General features: G+C 62.3%; 18 protein-coding genes. 5 read left to right on the forward strand and 13 right to left on the reverse strand.

The annotated features are described in order from the left end of the window. The gene (locus ACVC7O_RS17025) at positions 1–1,326 is read left to right on the forward strand and encodes an HlyD family type I secretion periplasmic adaptor subunit (RefSeq protein ID WP_458323308.1); all 1,326 of its coding nucleotides are present in this window, start codon (positions 1–3) and stop codon (positions 1,324–1,326) included. A gap of 78 nt (positions 1,327–1,404) precedes the next feature. On the opposite strand, the gene ACVC7O_RS17030 is transcribed toward ACVC7O_RS17025, so the two are convergent. The 3 genes from ACVC7O_RS17030 to ACVC7O_RS17040 form a co-directional block, all read right to left on the reverse strand. Further along, positions 1,405–1,539 (reverse strand): hypothetical protein, encoded by a 135-nt coding sequence (locus ACVC7O_RS17030; protein WP_458323309.1) that lies wholly within the window; start codon positions 1,537–1,539, stop codon positions 1,405–1,407. Positions 1,540–1,617: 78 nt separating this feature from the next. Next, the gene (locus ACVC7O_RS17035) at positions 1,618–1,740 is read right to left on the reverse strand and encodes a hypothetical protein (RefSeq protein WP_458323310.1); all 123 of its coding nucleotides are present in this window, start codon (positions 1,738–1,740) and stop codon (positions 1,618–1,620) included. A 142-nt stretch (positions 1,741–1,882) separates the two neighbouring features. Beyond that, entirely contained in the window at positions 1,883–2,170 is a 288-nt protein-coding gene (locus ACVC7O_RS17040) for a hypothetical protein (protein WP_458323311.1), read from the reverse strand. Between the two features lie 177 nt (positions 2,171–2,347). Between ACVC7O_RS17040 and ACVC7O_RS17045 the strand changes: the two genes are divergently transcribed. Then, on the forward strand, positions 2,348–2,689 hold the full coding sequence (locus ACVC7O_RS17045; protein ID WP_458323312.1) for a hypothetical protein: 342 nt from the start codon (positions 2,348–2,350) through the stop codon (positions 2,687–2,689). 87 nt (positions 2,690–2,776) lie between these two features. Here ACVC7O_RS17045 and ACVC7O_RS17050 read toward each other — a convergent pair whose 3' ends face one another. The 3 genes from ACVC7O_RS17050 to ACVC7O_RS17060 all read right to left on the reverse strand — a co-directional run bounded on the left by ACVC7O_RS17050 (position 2,777) and on the right by ACVC7O_RS17060 (position 7,341). Next, positions 2,777–4,015 carry an NAD(P)/FAD-dependent oxidoreductase gene (locus ACVC7O_RS17050; RefSeq protein WP_458323313.1) on the reverse strand — a complete coding sequence of 413 codons (1,239 nt, stop codon included), beginning with the start codon at positions 4,013–4,015 and terminating at the stop codon, positions 2,777–2,779. Between the two features lie 4 nt (positions 4,016–4,019). Then, positions 4,020–6,236: a TRAP transporter permease gene (locus tag ACVC7O_RS17055; RefSeq protein WP_458323314.1), complete on the reverse strand. Its 2,217-nt coding sequence runs from the start codon at positions 6,234–6,236 to the stop codon at positions 4,020–4,022. Positions 6,237–6,330: 94 nt separating this feature from the next. Beyond that, positions 6,331–7,341, reverse strand: coding sequence for a TAXI family TRAP transporter solute-binding subunit (locus ACVC7O_RS17060; protein WP_458323315.1), 1,011 nt, complete (start codon positions 7,339–7,341; stop codon positions 6,331–6,333). Between the two features lie 159 nt (positions 7,342–7,500). Here ACVC7O_RS17060 and ACVC7O_RS17065 point away from each other — a divergent pair, with 159 nt between their 5' ends. Further along, on the forward strand, positions 7,501–8,439 hold the full coding sequence (locus ACVC7O_RS17065; protein WP_458323316.1) for a LysR family transcriptional regulator: 939 nt from the start codon (positions 7,501–7,503) through the stop codon (positions 8,437–8,439). Here ACVC7O_RS17065 and ACVC7O_RS17070 read toward each other — a convergent pair. Beyond that, on the reverse strand, positions 8,409–9,398 hold the full coding sequence (locus ACVC7O_RS17070; RefSeq protein WP_458323317.1) for a D-cysteine desulfhydrase family protein: 990 nt from the start codon (positions 9,396–9,398) through the stop codon (positions 8,409–8,411). The two genes, ACVC7O_RS17065 and ACVC7O_RS17070, sit on opposite strands and share 31 nt — an antisense overlap. A gap of 168 nt (positions 9,399–9,566) precedes the next feature. On the opposite strand from ACVC7O_RS17070, the gene ACVC7O_RS17075 reads away from it, so the two are divergent. Both ACVC7O_RS17075 and ACVC7O_RS17080 read left to right on the forward strand, forming a co-directional pair. Next, positions 9,567–10,010, forward strand: a complete 444-nt coding sequence (locus ACVC7O_RS17075) for a rhodanese-like domain-containing protein (RefSeq protein WP_458323318.1) — start codon at positions 9,567–9,569, stop codon at positions 10,008–10,010. A 640-nt stretch (positions 10,011–10,650) separates the two neighbouring features. Continuing rightward, entirely contained in the window at positions 10,651–11,535 is an 885-nt protein-coding gene (locus ACVC7O_RS17080) for an MBL fold metallo-hydrolase (protein WP_458323319.1), read from the forward strand. Between the two features lie 69 nt (positions 11,536–11,604). On the opposite strand, the gene cysG is transcribed toward ACVC7O_RS17080, so the two are convergent. The 6 genes from cysG to ACVC7O_RS17110 are packed head-to-tail and all read right to left on the reverse strand — an operon-like array spanning position 11,605 to position 21,069. Then, positions 11,605–13,029, reverse strand: a complete 1,425-nt coding sequence (gene cysG / locus ACVC7O_RS17085; protein WP_458323320.1) for a siroheme synthase CysG — start codon at positions 13,027–13,029, stop codon at positions 11,605–11,607. Between the two features lie 14 nt (positions 13,030–13,043). After that, positions 13,044–14,000, reverse strand: a complete 957-nt coding sequence (locus ACVC7O_RS17090; RefSeq protein ID WP_458323321.1) for a glycosyl transferase family protein — start codon at positions 13,998–14,000, stop codon at positions 13,044–13,046. Next, positions 13,997–16,627 (reverse strand): molybdopterin-dependent oxidoreductase, encoded by a 2,631-nt coding sequence (locus ACVC7O_RS17095; RefSeq protein ID WP_458323322.1) that lies wholly within the window; start codon positions 16,625–16,627, stop codon positions 13,997–13,999. The genes ACVC7O_RS17090 and ACVC7O_RS17095 overlap by 4 nt, the downstream gene beginning before the upstream one ends. Beyond that, positions 16,627–16,956 carry a nitrite reductase small subunit NirD gene (gene nirD, locus ACVC7O_RS17100; RefSeq protein WP_458323323.1) on the reverse strand — a complete coding sequence of 110 codons (330 nt, stop codon included), beginning with the start codon at positions 16,954–16,956 and terminating at the stop codon, positions 16,627–16,629. The genes ACVC7O_RS17095 and nirD overlap by 1 nt, the downstream gene beginning before the upstream one ends. Next, the gene (gene nirB, locus ACVC7O_RS17105) at positions 16,953–19,388 is read right to left on the reverse strand and encodes a nitrite reductase large subunit NirB (protein ID WP_458323324.1); all 2,436 of its coding nucleotides are present in this window, start codon (positions 19,386–19,388) and stop codon (positions 16,953–16,955) included. The genes nirD and nirB overlap by 4 nt, the downstream gene beginning before the upstream one ends. A 4-nt stretch (positions 19,389–19,392) precedes the next feature. Further along, complete coding sequence (locus ACVC7O_RS17110; RefSeq protein ID WP_458323325.1) at positions 19,393–21,069, reverse strand: ABC transporter ATP-binding protein; 1,677 nt, start codon at positions 21,067–21,069, stop codon at positions 19,393–19,395.

A 21,069-nucleotide genomic window follows, 5' to 3' on the forward strand; every position in this document is an offset into this window, starting at 1 on the left:
ATGCGCTCCTCTTTCCTCGCCTCGAAACGCCAAGGCGTCTTTGTGCGTCAGGCGGCAACGCACAAGAACCGCGCGCCGCGCATTTCGATGATGGTCGTCTTCACGCTCTGCGCATTCGTCAGTTCCGCAGTGGTCCTCGCCACTCAAACCACCGTTCCGGAGCTTGCTCGGGCCACCGCAGAGATCACGACGCTGGGTCGGCCGCACCAAGTCCAGAGCGTCAGTTCCGGGATTGTCAGCTCCGTCACGGTGCAGGAAGGCCAGCAGGTCGAGGATGGCCAAGTGCTGGCGAGCCTTGTGTCGCCCGAGCTTGATCGCGACATCTTCAGCGTGACGCAGCAACTTGACGCGCTGGTCTCACGAATTGAGATCCTAGCCAGCATTTTGACCCATCTTGATGCGCCGGCACCCACGGATGAGAGATCGGACCTCTCGATCGCAGCCTCTGAGGACTATGCGCGATCTCGCGTGTATCTGCATGACCTTCAAAAGGAAATTGCACGGAATAGAGCGGAGAGCTTGGAAGAGATTATCGCGGAGTTGCAAGCTGCGCGAGCTCTCATGCAGAGCCGCGTGCGGGAAAAGGAAGCCTCGGTCGCCCGACTTGAAACACTGTTCCAGTCAGGCAGCATTACGCGGTTGCGGCTGGATGCAGAGCAACAATCGCTCGATGAGTTGAGGGGGCGGCTCATTGATGCCGACATCGAGCTCGCCACCAACAAAGCTAACTACTCAGAAATTCGGGACAAGCCCCTCGAAAGCGACCTCACCCTGCGCGAGCAAACGCTGACCGAGCTCTTTGCATTGCAACAGGAACGGGACACGCTTCTGACACAGATCGAGACCTTGGAGACACAACGCGAAGACCTACTGATCCGCGCACCCGTCAACGGCGTGATCCAAGCGGTCGATTTTCCCCATGTGGGAGAGGTTATTGAAGCCGGTCGCACATTGTTTGAATTGGTCAATACCAACGAACGGCTGGTCGCCGAGATCAAGGTTGGCGAGGCGGATATCGGCCACATTCGCGTCGGCGATGCCGTTGCGATCAAGCTGACCACCTATGATCCGCGCCGATATGGCGAGATCACCGGGCGGATCGAGACGCTGTCTCCAAACGTGCTGATTGATCAGGTCACCGGGGAGCCGTACTTCCGCGGTGTTGTCCGGTTGGACCGGCTGACCGTCGGACAAGGCGCATTGGAAAAGCCGCTCCGCGTCGGCATTTCGGGCAACGCTGAAATTGTCACGGACGAGCGGAGCATGATGGCATATCTTGCGAAACCCATCCATCGCTCTCTTCAGAACGCCTTTGGCGAGCGATAGACAGTTTGGTTGTACAGTACCAGCCGGTGAGGCCGTCCGGCACGCCGGATCATAAGACTCCAGCCGGGACCATGCCGACTATTCCGCCTCATGTTGGTGCCACATGTCGATCACGATCTCCCAATGGTCGTCATCAGGCGTCAGTACGAAAAGATAGGTGCCCACTGCCTGCATCCCCACCTTCTCGATTTCTGCCTCGACAGAGCCGATCATGACGGCGAGGGTCGCGTCACTTTATATGAAGAGATGATCAATCGTGTGGGGCATATCGCCCTAGTCGGCGGTAAAGAATTAAAACAGAGCCCGCCGGCCATCGAGGCCCTGCGAGACCGGCTCGCCCTCAGCAATCCACAATGTGTTCGCGGCATAGAGTTCGAGAAACTCTTCGGGCATCATGCGCTGCCGCAGCAGCATTGAACCGGTCATTAACCGCGATCAAAGCAGAATAATTTCCAAGTTTGGGGGCATCTGCATGGGCGACGGCCTAGCAGGACAGAAAAATGGCGGCGGACAGAAAACCACACATTGGTGAAATCTCTTGTCAGATGAATAAAGATCAGGCCATGGCCACGTTAGGATTGGGCCGCTCGGCGATGACCTCGCGGATCACTTGCCAGCGATCATCCTCATGAACCAGGTCGATGCTCAGTTCGAGGATCTCATTGTCACCGTCCAAGGTCACCTTCCGTGTGATCAACACATGGCCTTCAGCCGCATTGCTTTCAACAACGTTGTACCGCGCCCAGGCATTGTCCGCGCCTGCGCCAGCCTCGACCATTTGCTGCATCATCGTAATGAGTGTGGGCTTGTCGGTTTGCGCCAGCCCACCCTCCGTGTCGATCATCTATATGCGCATGTCGTCGTGGTAGATGGCGTCGAGGGCGCGCAGATCTGCGGTTGTTCCTGCCATGATGAGGCGGTCGATGGTCGCCCTGATCTCGGTTTAAATGGTGGTGGTCATAAACCGTCTTCCTTGAACAGTTATCTGAGTGTCGCTGATCCCGGCAGACGCTGCTTCTCCATGACGTCCCGGCGGGTCCGGCGCCGTTGTCGCCTTGAAACCGAACCAGACATCGAGAAGGCTGTTCGCGGGTTCCTTGAAGAGGTGATCATCTACGGGACAGAAAACGACAGTGGTGCCAAAGGGTGTTTTCTGGCCTCCAGTGTCTCGACAAACATCGGCCAGATCAATGGGGTCGCAGAGCGCGTCGAAGCCGCCATCGAAGAAACCAACCGCAGCCTGGCCGCAGGCTTCGACAAGGAAGTGGAAGCAGGCACTCTGCCCGCGGACTTCCGGTCACTGGAACGGGCCGCGCTTCTTTATGACATTCGGCAAGGCTACATGTTTCGAGGCCGCGCCTGATGGACGGCTGAGCAATTGCGACACGACCTCGATCATCGCGTACAAATGATCCTCGCGCATTGACCCGCGCACCTGCGGCGGAAGGCCTCAACTGAACCGGTGGGCTGAAAACGGGCTGAGATCGACGTTCAACGCCGTATTGGTGATGAGATCGGCGAGAAGCTCACCAGACTTTGGCGCCATCATCAGACCATAATGCGAATGGCCAAAATTGAGGTAAAGCCCCTCCTTTCCGGTGACGGCCCCAAGCGCTGGTCGACTATCTGGAAAGGAGGGGCGTCGCCCCATCCAGAAGCTCGAAGGCTCCGTGTTCAACCCGGGGAACATTGCCCTGGCGAGCTTTTCCAACAGCGCCTGCTTTCGTTGGTCGGCAGGGGCGTCGATTGGCGCAAACTCCGCCTGCCCCGCGACTCGCAAGCCATCGGTCATGCCGCTGGCGACCACCTTTGCATCAACATCGAGGATCGAGTTGACCACGTCTAGGCCCGGATCAGAGAACTGCACGTGATAGCCCCGCTCGGCCATCAAAGGCAGCCTGAGACCAAAGGGCTTAAGCAGCCCCGCACTCCAGACGCCCATGGCCACAATCACCTTTGCGCTTGTATAGTTGCGCTTCGCGCAGACCACCGTCCAACCATCGTCCACGGGTTCAAGCCGCTCGATTGTATCCTCGACGAACTCGACCCCCAAGGACCGCGCCTTTTCCGACAACACGTCGCATATCTGCCCCGGTGACCGCGCGCGGGCCTGCCCTTTCACAAGCACAGCGCCGGCAAAATCCCGGTGCAAGGCAGGCTCCAGCCGACGCAGCTCATCCGCACCAATGAGCTCGATGTCGGCCCCTTTCTCGCGACGGATTGCATAGTCCAAAGTGTCGATGGTGATACGGCGGCCGTCCCGAAACGCGTGCACATAGAAGCTGTCTGTGATCAGGCTTTCGGCGCCCGTCCCTCTGAGATGCCGCCTGTAAAGGTCAATCGAGGGGCTGCACAGCAACTCCATCGCGTCAGAGGTGGCTCTGACCCGCGCCTCTGTCCCTTGCCTCAGGAAGCGCAGCCCCCACGGGATCATGCGCAACCAGGCTTTGGGGTGGACGGATAGCGGCCGCGCAGCGCCAAATATGAGATGCGGTATCTGCCGCCACACGCCGGGCAGTGCCTGCGGGACGATCGACCAAGGCGAGATGACACCGGCATTGCCAAAGGAAGTCTCCTGACCCGGAGCGCGCCGATCGATCACGCGGGCGGCAATTCCGCGCTCCGCCAAGGAGAGGGCGGTGCAGATCCCGACGATGCCCGCGCCCAATATGGTGACCTGTCGCGTCATCCTGTCAGACGGCGGGCTGTGTCCCGCGACGCCTGGCCAGGAGCTGTGAGGCAACGGCAGGGGATGCGATGATCAGCGCCGCGAGGTCAGCCTGCAACGAGGGGGCGATGAACACAATCCCCGCGATGGCCATGAGCCAGCGGAACATCACGCCCATGGGTGCCAGCCAATAGCCGACTACCGCAGCGGACAGAGCGATCACCCCCGCGATGCAACTGGCCGCGGTGTAGCTGAACTCCCAGAGGTCAAAGCCGGTTGATGACACAAAAAGCAGCACGGGTGCGTAGACAAAGGCCATCGGGGCCACGACCTTGCCGAGACCCAGCGTGAAGGCCGAAATCCCGGTCCGGAACGGGTTGGAGTTCGCGATGGCCGCCGCCGCATAGGCCGACGTACAGACCGGTGGCGTGATCTCGGCCACGACCCCGTAGTAGAGCACGAACATATGACTCGCGATGGGTGGAATGCCGAGCTGCGCCAAGGCAGGCTGCGCAACGGAGACGAGCATGATGTAAAGCGCGGTGGTCGGAACCCCCGCGCCCATCAGGATGCATGCGAGGGCGATGAAAACGAGGCTGATGAACAAGGTCAGGTCTTCCACCGTGAACAGCGTCCAGTCCCCGAAGGTAAAGAGCCACGCAAGATCATTGCCGAGGTTGGAGGCAGCTTGCGTGACCATGAACCCAATGCGGAAACCTACGCCGGTGGTGTTGATCACGCCGATCACAATCCCCACCGCCGCCGAGGCAGCACCAACTGCAAGCGCGTACTTCACGCCTGTCTCAAAGGTATCGCCCATCTCCAGGATCGAGATGCGCCGCTGCGGGTTGAGTGTCGCGATCACAGCACCGGCGATCAGGATCGCAGACATCGTGAGGTCAAATCCGCCGCCCTGATACTTCCAGAAGACAAACGCGATGAAGGCGGCGGCGTAGATCAGCGTCAAGGGCTCGCGCGAACGGCTCATCCCGGCGATGATCGCCAGCGAGATGCCACAGAATGCCGACATGTACGGCGTGTACCCTGAGAACAGCACAACCAGCAGACCAACGAGCGGGACGATGTTGGCCCACCCGTCCCGCCAGACGGCCCCAAGCTGCGGCAGCGCCTCCTTGGCAAGCCCTTGGAGCCCGAGCTTGCGCGCCATAAGGTGCACCACGGCAAAGACGCCAACATAGTGCAGCAGCGCCGGGAAGATCGCGGCGATCACAATGGTCGTGTAGGGCAGTTCCAGAAATTCGGCCATGATGAAGGCAGCCGCGCCCATAATCGGTGGCGTGATTTGCCCACCCGCGGAAGCCGCGGCTTCGACCCCACCGGCAAAGTGTCCGGGATAGCCTAACCGTTTCATATTCGGGATTGTCAGCGCCCCGGTCGAGACCGTATTTGCCACGGAAGATCCCGAGATCGTGCCAAAGAACGCGGAGGAGACCACAGAGACCTTGGCAGGCCCTCCGGTGTAGCGCCCCGCCAGGATCGTCGCGTTATCAATGAAGAGCTGCCCGAGCCCGGTGCGTTGCGCGATCACGCCGAACAGCACGAAGTGGAAGACGATGGTCGAAACCACCCAAAGCGTGACCCCGAAAATGCCCTCCTGCGGGAAGTACATCGAGGACACGAAGGTGTTGAACTTCACCCCCGGGTGCTGAAGCAAGCCGGGGAAATAGGGCCCAAAGAGCGCGTAGCAGATGAAAACCGAGATGATCAGGGGCAGGATCCAGCCCAAGGTCCGGCGCGCGATGTCGAGAACCAGGACAATCAGGATGCAGCCAAAGAGCATGTCATAGCCATTCGGATTGCCCATCCGGAAGGTCATTTCCTCCACGCCGAGCCAATCGATACCGCGCCACGCGAGCCCAAGATAAAGCGCGGACGCCACCCCGAGGATCATCAGGAGAATGTCGAGAAACGGCACTCCGCCCAGTCGCAGCGCGCCGGTTCGCAGATCAAAGGACGTGGGTGTTTTGACCAAGGGATAGAGGGCATAGGTCAGGATGAAGAGACCGCAGAGATGCCAGCCCATGTGCCAGTAGTCGGGCGGCAGGGCAAAGCCTGCGGTGAGATAATGATAGACCGCAAAGGTCAGCGCCACATACCGCAGGAACTTGCCGAACCCGGGTGTCACGGACCGTGTGGCAGCGCCTTCATCGTATTTCTCTTCGATGGCGGCGAGCTCTTCTTCGGTCAACTCGCGCACGGTTTCGGATTGGTGGCTGCTCATGGCGCATCCCCGTCGTCATGTGATGTGACAGAAAAGCGGAGCGGCGCGCGGGTATCGCCCGCCGCTCCTTGCAAGTAAGGCGGGAAGAGGCGCCTTACTCCAGAAGCCCGGCTTCCTTGTAGAATTTCTCCGCACCTGCGTGCAGCGGCACGCCAAGGGCGGCAATTCCGTCAAGGGCCGTGTCCGGCGTGATCTGCTTGCCTTTCGCATGCCCGTTGTCGAGCAGCTTGCGAGTATTGTCGTTCCACAAGGCCTTGGTGATGCCATAGACCAGCTCTTCCGAAAGGTCCGATGACACAACCAGCAGAGCGGAAACCGCCGGTGTCTTCACCTCGTAATCGACGCCTTCATAGACGCCTGCCGGGATCGCCGATGGAATATAGGCCGGGATGATCTCGTTGATCTTGGCGAGATCTTCGTCAGAGAAACTGTGCAGGTCCATCCCCTTGGTTGTCGCCAATTGCACCATGGCAGACACCGGCCAGCCGGCAGCATAGAAGTAGGCGTCAAGCTGACCATCGGCGAGGCGTTCCGCCGACTGGCTGTTGTTGAGCTCGGCTTCATCCATGTTGTCGCGGGTCACACCCCATTCAGCCAGCATCATTTCGACGGCCACCTGCGTTCCGGACCCGGCCTGGGCGATGCCCACGCGTTTGCCTTCGAGATCAGCCAGACTGGCAATTTCCGAACCTTTGGGCATCACGAGATGCAAATCCTCCGGAAAGAGGTTTGCCACGATGCGCAGTTTCGGATGCGGTTTGCCATCGAACTTCCCCTCGCCGAGGAACATCGAGCGGGTCACATCCGCGGCGGCGAGGCCAGCTTCCAGCTCGCCATTTTCGACGGCCGTGTTGTTGAAGACCGACGCGGTCGTCGATTGCGCGATTGCGATCAGCCCCGGCACACCGCATTGCCCGCCCTCGTCGCAGGCCCGCGAGCCCGGTGGGGCAGAGATGCCGTTCGCAATGGTTCCGCCGATTGGAAAATACGTACCGCCCGCGCTGCCCGTTCCGATGCGGAAGAACGTCGGATCTTGCGCTGCTGCTGTTCCAGCCACCAGCACCGCAGCGACGGCAGCACCGGAAAGTCTTGAGAATATCTTCATATTTGTCTCCCAGTTGACCGACTTCTGTTGGGTGAGTCGTGCTTAAAAGCGTAAATGAGCTCGAAATAAATACAAATTTTAATATCTTTTAAATTGATAGATTTTCCTTATGTTTTTGGGTCTATGAATTTGTCCCAGATCAGGGCTTTCCAGGCGGTCATGACCTCCGCGTCCCTGTCGGACGCGGCGCGCAAGCTCGGGCGGACGCAGCCTGCCGTCAGCGCGGCCATCAAGACGCTCGAAGACCAGTTGGGTTTGCAACTCTTCGTCCGTGAGGGGCGCAAGCTCGTGCCAGTGCCCGAGGCCCGGTATCTGCTTACTGAAGCCGAAGCGATCCTGAACCAGCTGTCGCGCGTGCAGCAAACCATGCGCAGCCTCAGCGATGGCGACAGTGGCAATCTCAACATCGCGGCCATGCCCGGGCCGGTGTCGATGCTCTTTCCAAGGTTTGTCGCCGAGCAGATTGCGGAGAGCAGCGACATCACCGTCTCCATGATGGCGCGCAGCTCCGCCCAGATCCTCGAGCTTGCCCGGGCTCAACGCATCGACTTTGGCTTCGCAGATGCGCCGTCGGATACGGAGCCTCAGACCCTCTATTCCGCGGAGGTGATTTCCGCGGACTGTTTTCTGGCCCTTCCAATGGATCATCCGCTCACCAAGCGTCGCGAGGTGTCGATCAGCCACCTCGATGGGGTCGCCATGGGCTCACTGCAAAACACACATGCGCATCAACGGGATGTGCAGGCGTTGTTTGCAGCGCGGGACCTGACATTCAACAGCATGGTCGAAAGCCAGACCTTCCTGCCGATACTGCAATTCGTCTCCGCCGGGCAATGCTGCGCGATCCTTGACCCCTTGACCGTCGTGCACGTACAGGCTGCGGCCTTGGCAAGCGACGGCATCGTATTCCGACCGTTGGCCGAGACCATCCGGTATCGCTATGCCGTCTTTGCCCCCCGCTATCGACCGATCTCGGTGCTCGCACGCAGGATGCGTGATGCGTGGGTTTCTGAGGTTACAGCACTTCTCGACACCATCGGGTCATATCCACGTCGCGAACCAACGGATCAGACCATGTCCGCAAGCGCCGCGCCATAGGCGAAGATCGCCGCGAGGCCGCCCGTATGCACAAAACACACGCGGCTACCGGAGGGAATGGCCCCCGTGTCGACCAGGGCCGGGATCGCCGCGAAAGCCTTGGCTGTGTAGACCGGATCAAGGATCAGGCCTTCGGTCTGCGCCATGATCTGCATCGCGTCCAGCGCAGGCTGTCCGATCCTGCCATAGCCCGGCGCGAGGGCTCCATCCCAAAGCACCACATCCGCCTCCGCCACAGCACCCGCGCGTGGCGTAAGCGCATTGAGGCGCCCGATGACACGCCAAATGCGCTCGGTCTGTGCCACCCGATCTCGACGTACACAGCTGCCGATCACCCGGGCCGAAGACCCCGCATCGCGCAGCCCCGCCAACAGGCCCGCATGGGTCGCCCCGCTTCCGGAGGCGACGACGAAGACATCAAAACCTGCATCCTGCGCCATGATCTCATGCGCAGCGTCCATGTACCCCAAGGCACCCAGCGGCGGGTGATCTTCCCCAAGCGGAATGACATAGGGCCTGCGCCCCTCTGCACGCAAAGCCTCCGCACGGTCGAAAAGCGCGCTGTCGGCCCCCGCCTCGTCTTCGCCCAGAGGATACCGCATGATCTCCGCACCCAGGATCTGATTGAGCAAGACATTCCCCGACGCATAGTAGCCGTCGTGGTCGTCGGGCACGCGGTCCTCAAGCTGTACGATCGCGTGCATGCCGCAGGACCGCGCAACCGCAGCCGCGAGCCGGACGAAATTGGACTGCACCGCACCGGTGATCAGCACCGTATCAGCCTGCATTGTCAGTGCCGCGCCGAAATAGAACTCCAACTGCCGTGCCTTGTTGCCACCGAACGTCGGCCCCGCCAGATCGTCGCGCTTGATATGGAGATCAATACCCAGGGCGTCTGAGAGCCGGGGCGCGCGCTGCAACGGTGTCGGGCCGGTCAGAATGAGGTGGCGTGGGTGCATTTATGGCCTCAGGCGCAGCGCCGTTGCTCGGCTCTTCCCGTACTCTCGCGCGATGCTCCGCTCAGTTCAACTGCGCTGAGGGTAGCAAGAGCGCATCAAGAGGCGGTTGAACTCCTCTGCGTGGTCGATCACAAATCAAGGAAACAGCTCTCAGGATCGGCAAAACTCATGAAGAAACTGAAGATGTCAGCGGCTGAGATGGTCAAGGCGGCGCGCGCGCGGATCGAGGAAATCGAGACGCCGGACCTGATCAAGATGGTCAACGATCCGGATGTTGTCATCGTCGATATTCGCGATATCCGGGAACGGCAGCGCACAGGCGCGATACCGGGTTCGGTGCACGCGCCGCGCGGCATGATCGAGTTCTGGGTCGATCCGGACAGCCCGTATCACAAGGATGTCTTTGGTCAGAGCGACAAGAGGTATGTCTTCCACTGCGCCTCTGGCTGGCGGTCGGCGCTGACGGTTGCGGCCTTGCAAGACATGGGGTTCGAGGCCGCGCATCTGAAGGACGGCTTTTCTACCTGGGCGGAGCAAGGCGGCCCGGTCGAGGCTGCCGAGACAAAAGGCTTGGCGTATCGCGCCGCGGGTGGGAACCCGCCGCCTTCGTAGGGCAAATTGAGTTCTATGGGCTTGTCAGCTCTTTCGCCGACTGGGGAGATCACCTTGGCGTGGGCCTCACCGTCCTGCTCTGAAATTGCGAAGCGCGGTGGCTGGTGCGCTGTGACCTCGGAAAGCGGTTCCTCAAATCGGAGCAGCTCGACACGGGCTGAATGCGACGCCGAGCTTTGCGAGAGCGACGTGCTCCGCGGCGACCAAGTCCAGAGCCCTCTCCCAGCTCACTTCGACGAAGCTGTCGCGCCCACGCGGCTGCTGGTCAGGCCTGCCCTCCAGCCAGCTGCGCCAGATTGCGGGCCGTAAAACGCGCGCCGCACCGCTCAGGCTTCCGGTAGTGTTCTCGTTGATGGCAGAGGGGTTCGGCTCGTCAGGATACGGGTCAACAGATACGACCCGGCGACCGCTAACCGTGGCAAGACCAACGCCCCAATTGGCTTGCGGTGAGTTTCTGCGTCATAGTCGGTCACATCACTTGCCCTGATACCAAGCACATAAGCCGCTCGCCCGAACGTCACAAGCTCGGGCGCAGGGGAAACCAACCCAGCAAACCGTTACTCCTGCGCGGCTGCGTCGTTGTTGCCCGTTGCGACGCCAACAAGGCGTGGTAGGCTTTGCCAAAACGGGAGACGCTGGAATGACTTTACCCAAGGTTCATATGGACAAGCACCCGGCGGTGCAGTCCTTCTTCGACGCGCAATCCAACACGATCAGCTATGTGGTTAAAGACCCTGACAGCATGTCCTGTGCGGTCATCGATGCGGTGATGAATTTCGACTATGCCGCTGGCCGTCTGAGCTATGACAGCGCCGATGAGATCATCGCCTATATCGAGGCCGAAGGTCTGCAGCTCGACTGGATCATCGAGACCCATGTGCACGCCGACCACCTCTCGGGTGCCCCTTACATCCAGCAAAAACTGGGGGGCAAAATCGGGATTGGCGAGCACATCCAAACCGTCCAGGACACCTTCGGCAAAATCTTCAACGAGGGCACCGAGTTCCAGCGCGATGGCTCGCAGTTTGATGCGCTTTTCACGGACGGAGACAGCTATCGTGTGGGCGATCTGGAGTGCTTCGCGCTGCACACGCCGGGGCACACGCCCGCCTGCATGGTGCACATCTTTGGCGATGCCGCTTTTGCAGGTGATACGCTCTTCATGCCGGATGGGGGCTCGGCCCGCGCCGATTTTCCGGGCGGTGATGCCGGGCAGTTGTTCGATTCCATCCAGCGCATCCTGAGCCTGCCCGACGAGATGCGCCTCTTTGTCTGCCATGATTACGGGCCCGGTGGACGCGCGATCGCCTGGGAGACAACGATCGCCGAACAGAAGGCCGCCAACATCCACGTCGGTGGCGGCGCCAGCCGGGAGGCCTTCGTGAAAATGCGCACCGAGCGAGATGCACAGCTCTCGATGCCCAACCTGATCATCCCATCGCTGCAGGTGAACATCCGCGCAGGCGAAGTGCCCCGCGATGAAGATGGCAACATGTCGTTGAAGGTGCCTGTCAACAAGCTGTGAGCGGCTGTGCTGCTGGCTGGTTTGTCGACGCGTGACAATGGCTTAGGCTGAACGTGAGCGCTGACAGCCTCAGCCCATCGCCGCCACAGGCTGCAAGCCCATCGGATACGCTTGGTGCGGGCTGGTCACACTGGCCGCTTCAGCAGAAGGCCAGCGGATCAGGATCACCGCACACCCCGTGACCTCGTTCTCAGCTATCACTCTATCAAGGCTGGAGATGCGGCCTGTCAATATCCGCTCTGTTGGCTTCGAGACATCCACCGCCAGGGTAAACCGCGTCTCGGCGGGCAGCCCGCGCGCCAGCAAGGCGGTTTTGATCTCAGCCGATTGCCGGGTGGCCATGTAGAAGGCGGTGCTCGTACCCGGACCGCTCAACCGCACACAGTCCGGCACGACATTGCCGTCCGCTCCGGTGCCTGTTGCGAGAACCAGCGCGTTGGTGACGCCTCGTTCCGTCAAGGTGGCCCCTGCGCTGGCCGCAGCTGCACAGGCCGCTGTCACGCCCGGGACGATTTCGACAGAGAGGCCCTGGGCCCGTGCTGCGGCGATCTCTTCCCCTGCTCGACCGAATATCCCCGGGTCGCCAGATTTAAGGCGCACAACGCGCTTGCCCTTGAGCGCCTCGGCCACGATCAGGTCGTTGATCCGATCCTGCGGCCACGCGCTGGCACCAACCACCTTGCCGACATAGACTCGCTCCGCATCGCGGCGTGCCAGTTCCAGCACCTCGGGATCGACCAGACGATCATAGAAGATCACATCCGCTTCCTGCAGCCGGGCGACCGCGCGCAAGGTCAGAAGATCGCGGGCGCCGGGCCCTGCACCGATCAGACAGATCGACCCGTCGCCGGGCGTCTCGGGTGCGCCACCTTTAGTGATCGCCTGTTTGATTGTTTCGATGGCGTCACGCTCCGCGCCCCGCACCCAGGCCGCGCGCGGCGCATCGGCAAAGACCCAGCGCCAGAACGCCCGTCGCTGCGACCGCGCAACCTGCTGCGCCACCGCGACCCGCAACCGGCCCGCCGCTGCGGCAAACCCACCCAGCGTGGGCGGCAAAAGCTCCTCAACTTTGGTCTTGATCTGCCGCGCAAGCACCGGTGCGGTGCCTTCGGACCCGATGGCGACGACCACGGGATCACGGTCAACAATCGAGGGCGTGGTCAGATCACAAAGCCCCGGCTGGTCGACCACATTGACCGGGCAAGCCGCCGCCTGCGCAAGCGCGTGCAGGCTGGCATCGAGCCCGGGACACCCGGTGGCGATGAACCCCAGCGCGGCGCCTTCGAAGAAGGCGGGCGTGACGGCACCCTGATGCCAATGCGCCCGCCCCTCCTTCACCACACCCTGCAGTTCGGGATCGAGCGACATCGCCGCAATCTCAATCTGCGCGTCGGTCTTGAGGATGAGCCGCAGCTTTTGCGCGGCCTGCTCTCCACCGCCCACAATCACGACCCGGCGGCCAGTGGTGCGAATGAACATCGGAAAACTCTTCATAGCAGTCCTCTGCTTCAGGCCGCAGCGACGTGGTCGCGGTTGGCCCAGATGCGGCGCGCGGTCTGTCTCGGCGCCTCGACGCCCAGCGTGTCCAAGGCCAGCTCGGCAGTGCCGAGAATGATGTCTTCCGCGAACGGGTCGCGCAAGGTGCCCTGCCACATCTGCGCCAAAGCTGCGCCCTCCCGCCGACCATCATCGAGGCGGCGCACATCGTCATGTTGCGCAGGCAGATCACATTGCCACATCGCGCCTGCGCGCAGACCAAAACCAAGCGTTGATTTCGAAGGATGGCGCTCGAACTCGCCACCGCCGCCCTTGATCACCGTGAGCGCCTGCCAACCGAGCAGCGCGGCGGCGTCGGCCTGCAGCAGGCGGTAAGAGGGATGGAATACGCCCTGCACGCTCGCGGGCGCGCGGGCTGGATTGAGCATCCGTGAAATGGTGTTGATGCACGACCGCAGCCCGAGAACCGCGCGCAGGTTGAGCAGAGCAAAGAGGTTTGGAGCGAGCCGTTCCAGAGGCAGATAGGCAATCCCGTCGCGAGCAATAAGTGTGTGCGCGTCTTCGGCGGTGTGAGCGATGCCGATCCCGGCAAAGGCCAGCCCATCCCGCACGGCCGGATCAGCCCCGTTCCAACCATGCAGCAACACACGACGTCCGGAGCCGGCAACCAGTTTGGCCGAGAGCAGAAACCACGGAAGCCCCCGCGTCCGCCCCGCCGCATAGCTGGGCCAGTCAAGATCGACCTCGGGAAGCTCCGGCACACCCTCCTGCGCGGCGCGGGCAAACCCCGCGATCTCGGGCGCGGTTTCACCTTTCATCCGCAGCAGCATGAGCAGCGCGCCAATCGCCTCGGGCGCAGCCGCGCCCGACAGCATCAGCTGCATCGCGGCATGAGCCTCGTCTTCCTCCAACGCGCGAGAACGCCCCGGGCCGCGCCCCAGAATGCGCACATAGTCGCCCAGCATCATTCCGCGGCCTCCTTGACCGCGCGCGTGGCCAGAAGCGCGGCGATTTCGGGGCGGCAGGATCCGCAATTCGTGCCCGCGCCCAGGGCCGCGCCAATCTGGTCAACTGACAGCAAGCCTTCCGTTTCGACGGCGCTCAAGATTGTGTTCACGCCCACATCCATACAAGCGCAGATGACCGGGCCAGGGTCCGGGCGGTCGGCGGGTGTGAGCCCGGTCAGAACATCCTGCCCCGGCTGGTCGATCTGGCCTACGAGGTAGTCGCGCATGACCGCCACGGGCTGTGGTGAGACGAACAGCGCGGCTATCAACCGGCCATCTTCGTGGAAAGCCATGCGCACCGTGCCGCGGGCCGGGTCCTCAACGATCTGCAAGCCCGCTGTGTGCAGATCAAACAGGCGGCGCGCCTCGGCCTCCCAATCGGAGACCTGCGCTGTACAGGCCAACTCGGCGCGCCAGCCCGCAGCGGTGCGGGCGCGCGCCCAGTAGGATGCGCCAGGCTGCAGCTGTTGGGCCGAAATGGCAAACCCGTACCACGCCGCGTCAAACCGGGTCGCCGAGACGACGGCGGCCTTGCTTTCTGGCTGGCCAGAAACCGGATCGACTGCGCCCGGGACCAATGCGTCGACTCGCCCGGTTGGCGCATACTCCGCCGTCCAGTGCATGGGCGCAAAGAGCTGTCCCGGGGTCTGCGCCTCGGTGATCCGCGCCCGCAGGATCGCGCTGCCTTGCGGGCTGGCCAGGTGCACAAGCTCGGCGGTCGTAACGCCGATCTGGGCTGCGTCTGCGGGATGTAGGTCCACAAACGGCTCCGCCAGATGTGCTGAGAGGCGCGGGGACAGCGCAGAGCGGGTCATGGTGTGCCACTGATCGCGAATCCGACCGGTGTTCAGTCGATAGGGAAAGCGACGGCCCGTCTTGGCCGCCGGCGCGCGCCAGCGCAACGGCAGCATGCGTGCTTTGCCATCGGCATGGAAAAACCCACCGGACGCGAAAAAGCGACCGCCCTCTTTGGTGGGCGAGACCGGCCAGCGAATAGGAACCAAGGTATCATAAGCGGTGTCGTCCAGATCGCGCAGGCCCGAGATGTCGAAGTCCTTGCCAAAGCGTCCTGCAATTGCTGAGAGCGCGGCGTGTTCGCGGAAGATCTCCGCCGGGCCTGCATAATCGAACGCCTCGGTCCAGCCCATGCGCCGCCCCACCTCGGCGAGGATGGCCCAGTCGTGCCGTGCACCGCCGGGCGCGGGCAGAACCGGGCGTTGGCGGCTGATCGTCCGGTCCGAATTGGTGACCGTCCCGCTCTTCTCGGCCCAGGCGGTGGCAGGCAGCAGCACATCTGCGAGCCGCGCCGTGTCGGTCTCCGCCGTGACATCGCTCACCACGGTGAAGTCGCAATTGGCAATTGCGCGCGAGACGCGGTCCGCATCCGGCATCGACACCGCGGGGTTGGTGTGGATGATCCAGAGCGCCTTGATGCGACCATCTTCGACAGCGTCGAACATATCGACAGCCTTGAGCCCCGGCGCCATGGGCAGCGGGCCGCTACTCCAGAATCCACGCACGGCGGCGCGGTGGTCGGCATTCTCCAGATCAAGGTGGCAGGCGAGCATGTTGGCAAGCCCGCCGACCTCGCGCCCGCCCATAGCATTAGGCTGGCCGGTGACGGACAACGGCCCCATGCCCGGCTTGCCGATCCGGCCGGTAGCGAGATGGCAGTTCAGGATCGCATTGACCTTATCGGAGCCGGACGTGGACTGGTTGACGCCTTGGCTAAAGATCGTCACGACCTTCTCGGCGCCGATCCACTCCGAACAGAACTGTCCCACATCCTGCGGATCGAGACCCGTGACCGCGATGTCGTCAGCGTAGGCTGCGCAAAGCGCTGCGTCGAACCCGGAGACATGCTGAAGGTAGGACTTATCGAGCGCACCGCCCTCGTAGATCGTCGTGAGCAGATGATTGAACAGCGCCACATCGCTGCCGGGTGTCAGTGCGAGATGCAAATCCGCCTGATCACAGCTGGCGGTCCGGCGCGGGTCGATCACGATGATCCGGGTGCCGCGAGCCGCCCGCGCGGCGAGCATCCGCTGGTAGAGCACCGGGTGGCACCACGCGAGGTTCGAGCCGACAAGCACCACAAGGTCGGCCTCATCGAGATCCTCATAAGTGCCGGGCACCGTATCGGTCCCAAAGGCGCGTTTGTGCCCCGCAACAGTGGAGGCCATGCAGAGACGGGAATTGGTGTCGATATTGGCCGAGCCGATGAAACCCTTCATCAGCTTGTTGGCGACGTAATAATCTTCGGTCAGCAACTGCCCCGAGACATAGAAGGCGACGCTGTCCGGCCCATGCTTTGCGATGGTCTCGGAAAACCGGGCGGCGACCGTCGCCAAAGCGTCGTCCCAGGAGGTCTCTACGCCGTGAGACTGCGGCGACAGCAACCGGCTGCCCAGCCCTACAGTTTCTCCAAGCGCGGCCCCCTTTGAGCACAGCTTGCCGTGATTGGCCGGGTGATCCGGATCACCGCGAACTGCCAGCCCACCCTGCCCGTCCGGACGCAGCAACACACCGCATCCCACCCCGCAGTAGGGGCAGGTTGAGCGTGTCTCAGGCAGGCCACTACCATCCATCAGGCCGCGCTCCGTTTGCCCACTGCTGCGCCGTCGAGCAGGATGCGCCCCGCCTCAAGGCGCACAGGGTATGTGGCGATCCGCGCGTCTTCGCCCACGGCCTCACCGGAGTTCAGATCGAACACCCAATTGTGCAGAGGGCAGGTCACCCTTTGCCCGTGCACGATGCCTTCGCTGAGCGGACCGCCCTTATGCGGGCAGCTGTTTGAGGCGGCAAAGACCTCGGCCTCACCGGTCCGGAAGAGCCCGACACAGCCGACGGGCGTCTTGACCACGCGCGCGCCGCGCAGCGGGATGTCGTCAATATGCCCAATGTCGATCCAGCTCATTCCGCAGCCTCCAAGGTGAGATTTGCAAGGGGCGCGAAGGGCGCAGGCTCCTTGGCCCGTTCAGCCCAAGGGTCTTTGCGATAGATGCTTTGCGACAGTTCAAACCGCTCGGCCAGCGCGCGGCGGTTGTCGAGATCATCCACCACCTGCTCCTTGACCCAATCCATGCCGACCTTGGCCAGCCATTTGTAGATGCGGTCGAGATACTTTGCCCCTTCGCGGTAGGCTTGCGTGACGGCCATCACCACCTCGATGGCCTCTTCCTCAGTCAGCACCTGCACCAGCAGTTCGGTTCCCTTCACGTCCATACCAGCCGCGCCACCGATGCTGATCTGATAGCCACTGTCGACACAGACAACGCCGATGTCCTTGCAGGTCGCCTCCGCGCAATTGCGCGGGCAGCCTGACACCGCGAGTTTCAGCTTGTGCGGCGTCCAGGAGCCCCAGAGCACCTTCTCCAGCTTGATGCCGAGACCGGTGGAGTCCTGCGTGCCAAAGCGGCAGTGATCCGTGCCAACACAGGTCTTCACCGTACGCAGACCCTTGGAATAGGCGTGGCCGGAGACCAGCCCGGCCTTGTTCAGATCCGCCCAGATGTAGGGGAGATCTTCGCCCTTCACGCCCAGCAGGTCGATGCGCTGGCCACCGGTGACCTTGACCGTCGGCACATCGTATTTCTCCGCCGCATCGGCAATGGCGCGCAGCTCATCGGGGTTTGTGATGCCCCCCCACATGCGCGGCACAACGCTGAAGGTGCCATCTTTCTGGATGTTGGCGTGCTTGCGCTCGTTCACGAACCGGCTTTGCGGGTCGTCGCGATACTCCAGCGGCCAGTCGGCCAGCAGATAGAAGTTCACCGCCGGGCGGCACACGTGGCACCCGTTGGGGGTGGTCCAGCTAAGCTCCTGCCAGACAGCGGGTTGCGACTTCAGCTCCTGCGACTTGATCAGCCGCCGCACGTCCTCATGGGTGAGGTCGGTACAGCCGCACACCGATTGCGCGGCGGGCATCTGGAAATCATCGCCCAGCGTGACCTGCAGAAGCTGTTCGACCAGCCCCGTGCAAGTGCCGCAGGAGGCGCTGGCCTTGGTGGTCGCGCGCACGGCGCCAAGGTCGGTCGCACCCCCGGCGATGGCATCGGTGATGGTGGATTTGCAAATGCCGTTACAGCCACAGATCTCCGCATCAGGCGGCAAGGCTGCAACGGCTGACAGGGGGTCCACGGGGGATCCTCCCTGATAGGCGGGCCCGAAAATCAGCGTTTCGCGCATCTCGGAGATGTCGGTGCCATCCTTGATCAGCCCGAAGAACCAGTTGCCGTCAGCCGTGTCGCCGTACATGACCGCGCCGACGAGCTTGTCATCTTCGATCACCAGGCGCTTGTAGACGCCGCGCGATGGGTCGCGGAAGACGATGTCTTCGCGCCCCTCGCCTTCTGCGAAGTCGCCAGCGGAGAAGAGATCACAGCCGGTGACCTTGAGCTTGGTCGAGAGGCTTTTCTGCACAAAAGCCGCCTCTTCACCCAGAAGGGTCTGCGCCGCGACTTTCGCCTGATCGTAGAGCGGCGCCACAAGGCCGAAGACCGCGCCCTCGTGTTCGACGCATTCCCCCACGGCCAGCACATCCTCGACCGAGGTCAGCATCTGGTCATCAACGTGAATACCACGCCCAACGGCCAACCCAGCGTCCTGCGCCAGCGCCACATTTGGCCGGATACCGACCGCCATGACGAGCAGGTCGCAAGGCAATTCCGTCCCGTCATCGAGCATCAAAGCCCGCACGCGACCGTCAGTGCCCAGGATTTCCTTGGAGTTTGCCCCGCAGAGAATGGTAATGCCCTTCTCTTCCAGCGACTTGCGCAGCAGGTAGCCTGCCGCCTCGTCCAGCTGACGCTCCATCAAGTGGCCCATGATGTGCACCACGGTCACGTCCACGCCGCGGGCTGCCATGCCCGCCGCCGCTTCCAGACCCAGCAGCCCGCCGCCGATCACGACAACCTTGTTGCCCGGCCCCATGGCCATCATGAGCTCAGTGTCTTCCAGATCGCGGTAGGCGATCACGCCCTCCAGATCGTGCCCCGGCAGCGGGATCATGAAGGGGTTGGAGCCTGTGCCGAAGAGCAGCTTGTCATAGGCCAGCACCTCGCCCGTCGCTGCCGTGACGGTCTTGGCAGCGGTATCAATCGCCGCGACGCGCTCGCCGAAGCGGCAGGTGACGCCAGCCGCCGCATACCAGGCATCATCGTGGATCACGATTTCCTGATAGGTCTTCTCGCCCGAGAGGACCGGTGAGAGCATGATACGGTTGTAATTGCCCCGCGGCTCCGCGTTGAAAAGGGTGATGTCATAAGCGCCCGGATCGGCCTCGGTCAGATACTCCAGCACCCGCCCCGACGCCATGCCCGCCCCGATGACAATGAGTTTCTGTGTCATGCGCTCACTCCGCCGCAATGGCCTTGGGGGCGGTCTTTTGCGCCGCCTTGGGTGTGTTGCCGTGCTCGTATTCTTCCAGGAAATCAAGCACTTCCTGCCGGTAGGTGTAGTAGTCGGGGTGCTCCAGCAGCGCCTTGCGGGTCCGCGGGCGTGGCAGATCGACTTTCGTGATCTTGCCGATGGTCGCCTGCGGGCCGTTGGTCATCATCACCACACGGTCGGCCAGAAGGATCGCCTCGTCCACATCATGCGTCACGCAAATCGCGGTCACCTTGGTGCGCGACCACACCTCCATCAGCACCTCCTGCAACTCCCAGCGCGTGAGGCTGTCGAGCATGCCGAAGGGCTCATCGAGCAAGAGCAGTTTGGGCGACAGCGCAAAGGCGCGGGCGATGCCAACCCGCTGTTTCATGCCGTTGGAGAGGTCCGCTGCGGATTTCTCCATCGCATCGGCGAGGCCGACCCGCTCGAGGTAGTATTCCACCACATCCTGCCGCTCAGACTGGCTGGCGCGCGGGTAAACCTTGTCGACGCCAATCGCCACATTCTGCTTGGCTGTGAGCCAGGGGAAGAGGTTGGGTGACTGGAAGACCACGGCGCGCTCCGGGTCCGCGCCCTCTACGTGGCGACCATCGAGCTTGATGGCGCCTTTGGAAATCTCATTGAGACCGGCGGCCATCGTCAGCACGGTAGACTTGCCGCAGCCCGAGTGCCCGATGAGCGAGATAAACTCGCCCCGGTCGATCTTGAGGTCGAAATCCTCGACCACGGTGAGCGGGCCCTTCGGGGTCGGATAGACCTTGTGCAGCTGACTGAAATCCAGGAAGCGCTGATCGATCAGGCCCTTCTGCGCATCTGCCACCGCTGTGGGCACGCCGTGAATGGGCGTCACATCCGGCAGCTCACGCGTGCCTTCGACCTTTGCCTCGATCCCTACGTCCATCAGGTAACCTGTGACCTCGGCCCGCAGCGCCTTGAAGGTGGCGTCGTTGTTCATGGCCGAGCGGTCGCGCGGACGCGGGATGCTGACTTTGAATTCCTTGCCCAAGGTCCCCTCGGGTGTCAGCGCGATGATCCGGTCGGCCAGAACGATGGCTTCATCCACATCGTTGGTGATCAGCACACAGGTCTTGCGGTCAGCCTCCCAGATGTGTTCGATCTCATCGGCGAGATTTGCCCGGGTCAGCGCATCCAGCGCCGAGAGCGGTTCGTCCAACAACAGCACTTCCGGGTTCATCGCCAGCGCGCGCGCCACGTTCACCCGTTGGCGCATGCCGCCTGACAGCTCCGCCGGACGGCGCGTCGCAGCATGGCTCAAGCCCACCATCTTGACGAAATGCGCCACCTTCTCGGCTTTCTCCGCTGACGAGAGCTCCGGAAAGACCGTATCCACCGCCAGCCGTACGTTACCTGTGACCGTCAGCCAGGGCATCAGCGAGTAGTTCTGGAAGATCACCCCGCGCTCCGGCCCTGGCCCTGTGACCTTTTTGCCGCGAAACGTCACGCTGCCGGTCGAGGGTGTATCCAAACCCGCCAACATGTTGATCAGCGTGGTTTTTCCGGTGCCGGAGAAGCCGAGGATCACGAGGAACTCGCCTTCCTGCACGTCGAGGTTGATGTCCTTCAGAACCGGCGTCTCGCCGAAGCCTTTGGAGACATTTTCGAACGTTAGGATACCCAT

This window comes from Roseobacter cerffii, assembly GCF_054226325.1.

What these genes read in the sequence shown, in the direction of transcription:
- ACVC7O_RS17025 (WP_458323308.1), top strand. Translation starts at nt 1, where the DNA reads ATGCGCTCCTCTTTCCTCGCCTCGAAACGCCAAGGCGTCTTTGTGCGT.
- ACVC7O_RS17030 (WP_458323309.1), bottom strand. Translation starts at nt 1,539, where the DNA reads ATGATCGGCTCTGTCGAGGCAGAAATCGAGAAGGTGGGGATGCAGGCA.
- ACVC7O_RS17035 (WP_458323310.1), bottom strand. Translation starts at nt 1,740, where the DNA reads ATGCTGCTGCGGCAGCGCATGATGCCCGAAGAGTTTCTCGAACTCTAT.
- ACVC7O_RS17040 (WP_458323311.1), bottom strand. Translation starts at nt 2,170, where the DNA reads ATGATCGACACGGAGGGTGGGCTGGCGCAAACCGACAAGCCCACACTC.
- ACVC7O_RS17045 (WP_458323312.1), top strand. Translation starts at nt 2,348, where the DNA reads ATGACGTCCCGGCGGGTCCGGCGCCGTTGTCGCCTTGAAACCGAACCA.
- ACVC7O_RS17050 (WP_458323313.1), bottom strand. Translation starts at nt 4,015, where the DNA reads ATGACGCGACAGGTCACCATATTGGGCGCGGGCATCGTCGGGATCTGC.
- ACVC7O_RS17055 (WP_458323314.1), bottom strand. Translation starts at nt 6,236, where the DNA reads ATGAGCAGCCACCAATCCGAAACCGTGCGCGAGTTGACCGAAGAAGAG.
- ACVC7O_RS17060 (WP_458323315.1), bottom strand. Translation starts at nt 7,341, where the DNA reads ATGAAGATATTCTCAAGACTTTCCGGTGCTGCCGTCGCTGCGGTGCTG.
- ACVC7O_RS17065 (WP_458323316.1), top strand. Translation starts at nt 7,501, where the DNA reads ATGACCTCCGCGTCCCTGTCGGACGCGGCGCGCAAGCTCGGGCGGACG.
- ACVC7O_RS17070 (WP_458323317.1), bottom strand. Translation starts at nt 9,398, where the DNA reads ATGCACCCACGCCACCTCATTCTGACCGGCCCGACACCGTTGCAGCGC.
- ACVC7O_RS17075 (WP_458323318.1), top strand. Translation starts at nt 9,567, where the DNA reads ATGAAGAAACTGAAGATGTCAGCGGCTGAGATGGTCAAGGCGGCGCGC.
- ACVC7O_RS17080 (WP_458323319.1), top strand. Translation starts at nt 10,651, where the DNA reads ATGACTTTACCCAAGGTTCATATGGACAAGCACCCGGCGGTGCAGTCC.
- cysG (WP_458323320.1), bottom strand. Translation starts at nt 13,029, where the DNA reads ATGAAGAGTTTTCCGATGTTCATTCGCACCACTGGCCGCCGGGTCGTG.
- ACVC7O_RS17090 (WP_458323321.1), bottom strand. Translation starts at nt 14,000, where the DNA reads ATGATGCTGGGCGACTATGTGCGCATTCTGGGGCGCGGCCCGGGGCGT.
- ACVC7O_RS17095 (WP_458323322.1), bottom strand. Translation starts at nt 16,627, where the DNA reads ATGGATGGTAGTGGCCTGCCTGAGACACGCTCAACCTGCCCCTACTGC.
- nirD (WP_458323323.1), bottom strand. Translation starts at nt 16,956, where the DNA reads ATGAGCTGGATCGACATTGGGCATATTGACGACATCCCGCTGCGCGGC.
- nirB (WP_458323324.1), bottom strand. Translation starts at nt 19,388, where the DNA reads ATGACACAGAAACTCATTGTCATCGGGGCGGGCATGGCGTCGGGGCGG.
- ACVC7O_RS17110 (WP_458323325.1), bottom strand. Translation starts at nt 21,069, where the DNA reads ATGGGTATCCTAACGTTCGAAAATGTCTCCAAAGGCTTCGGCGAGACG.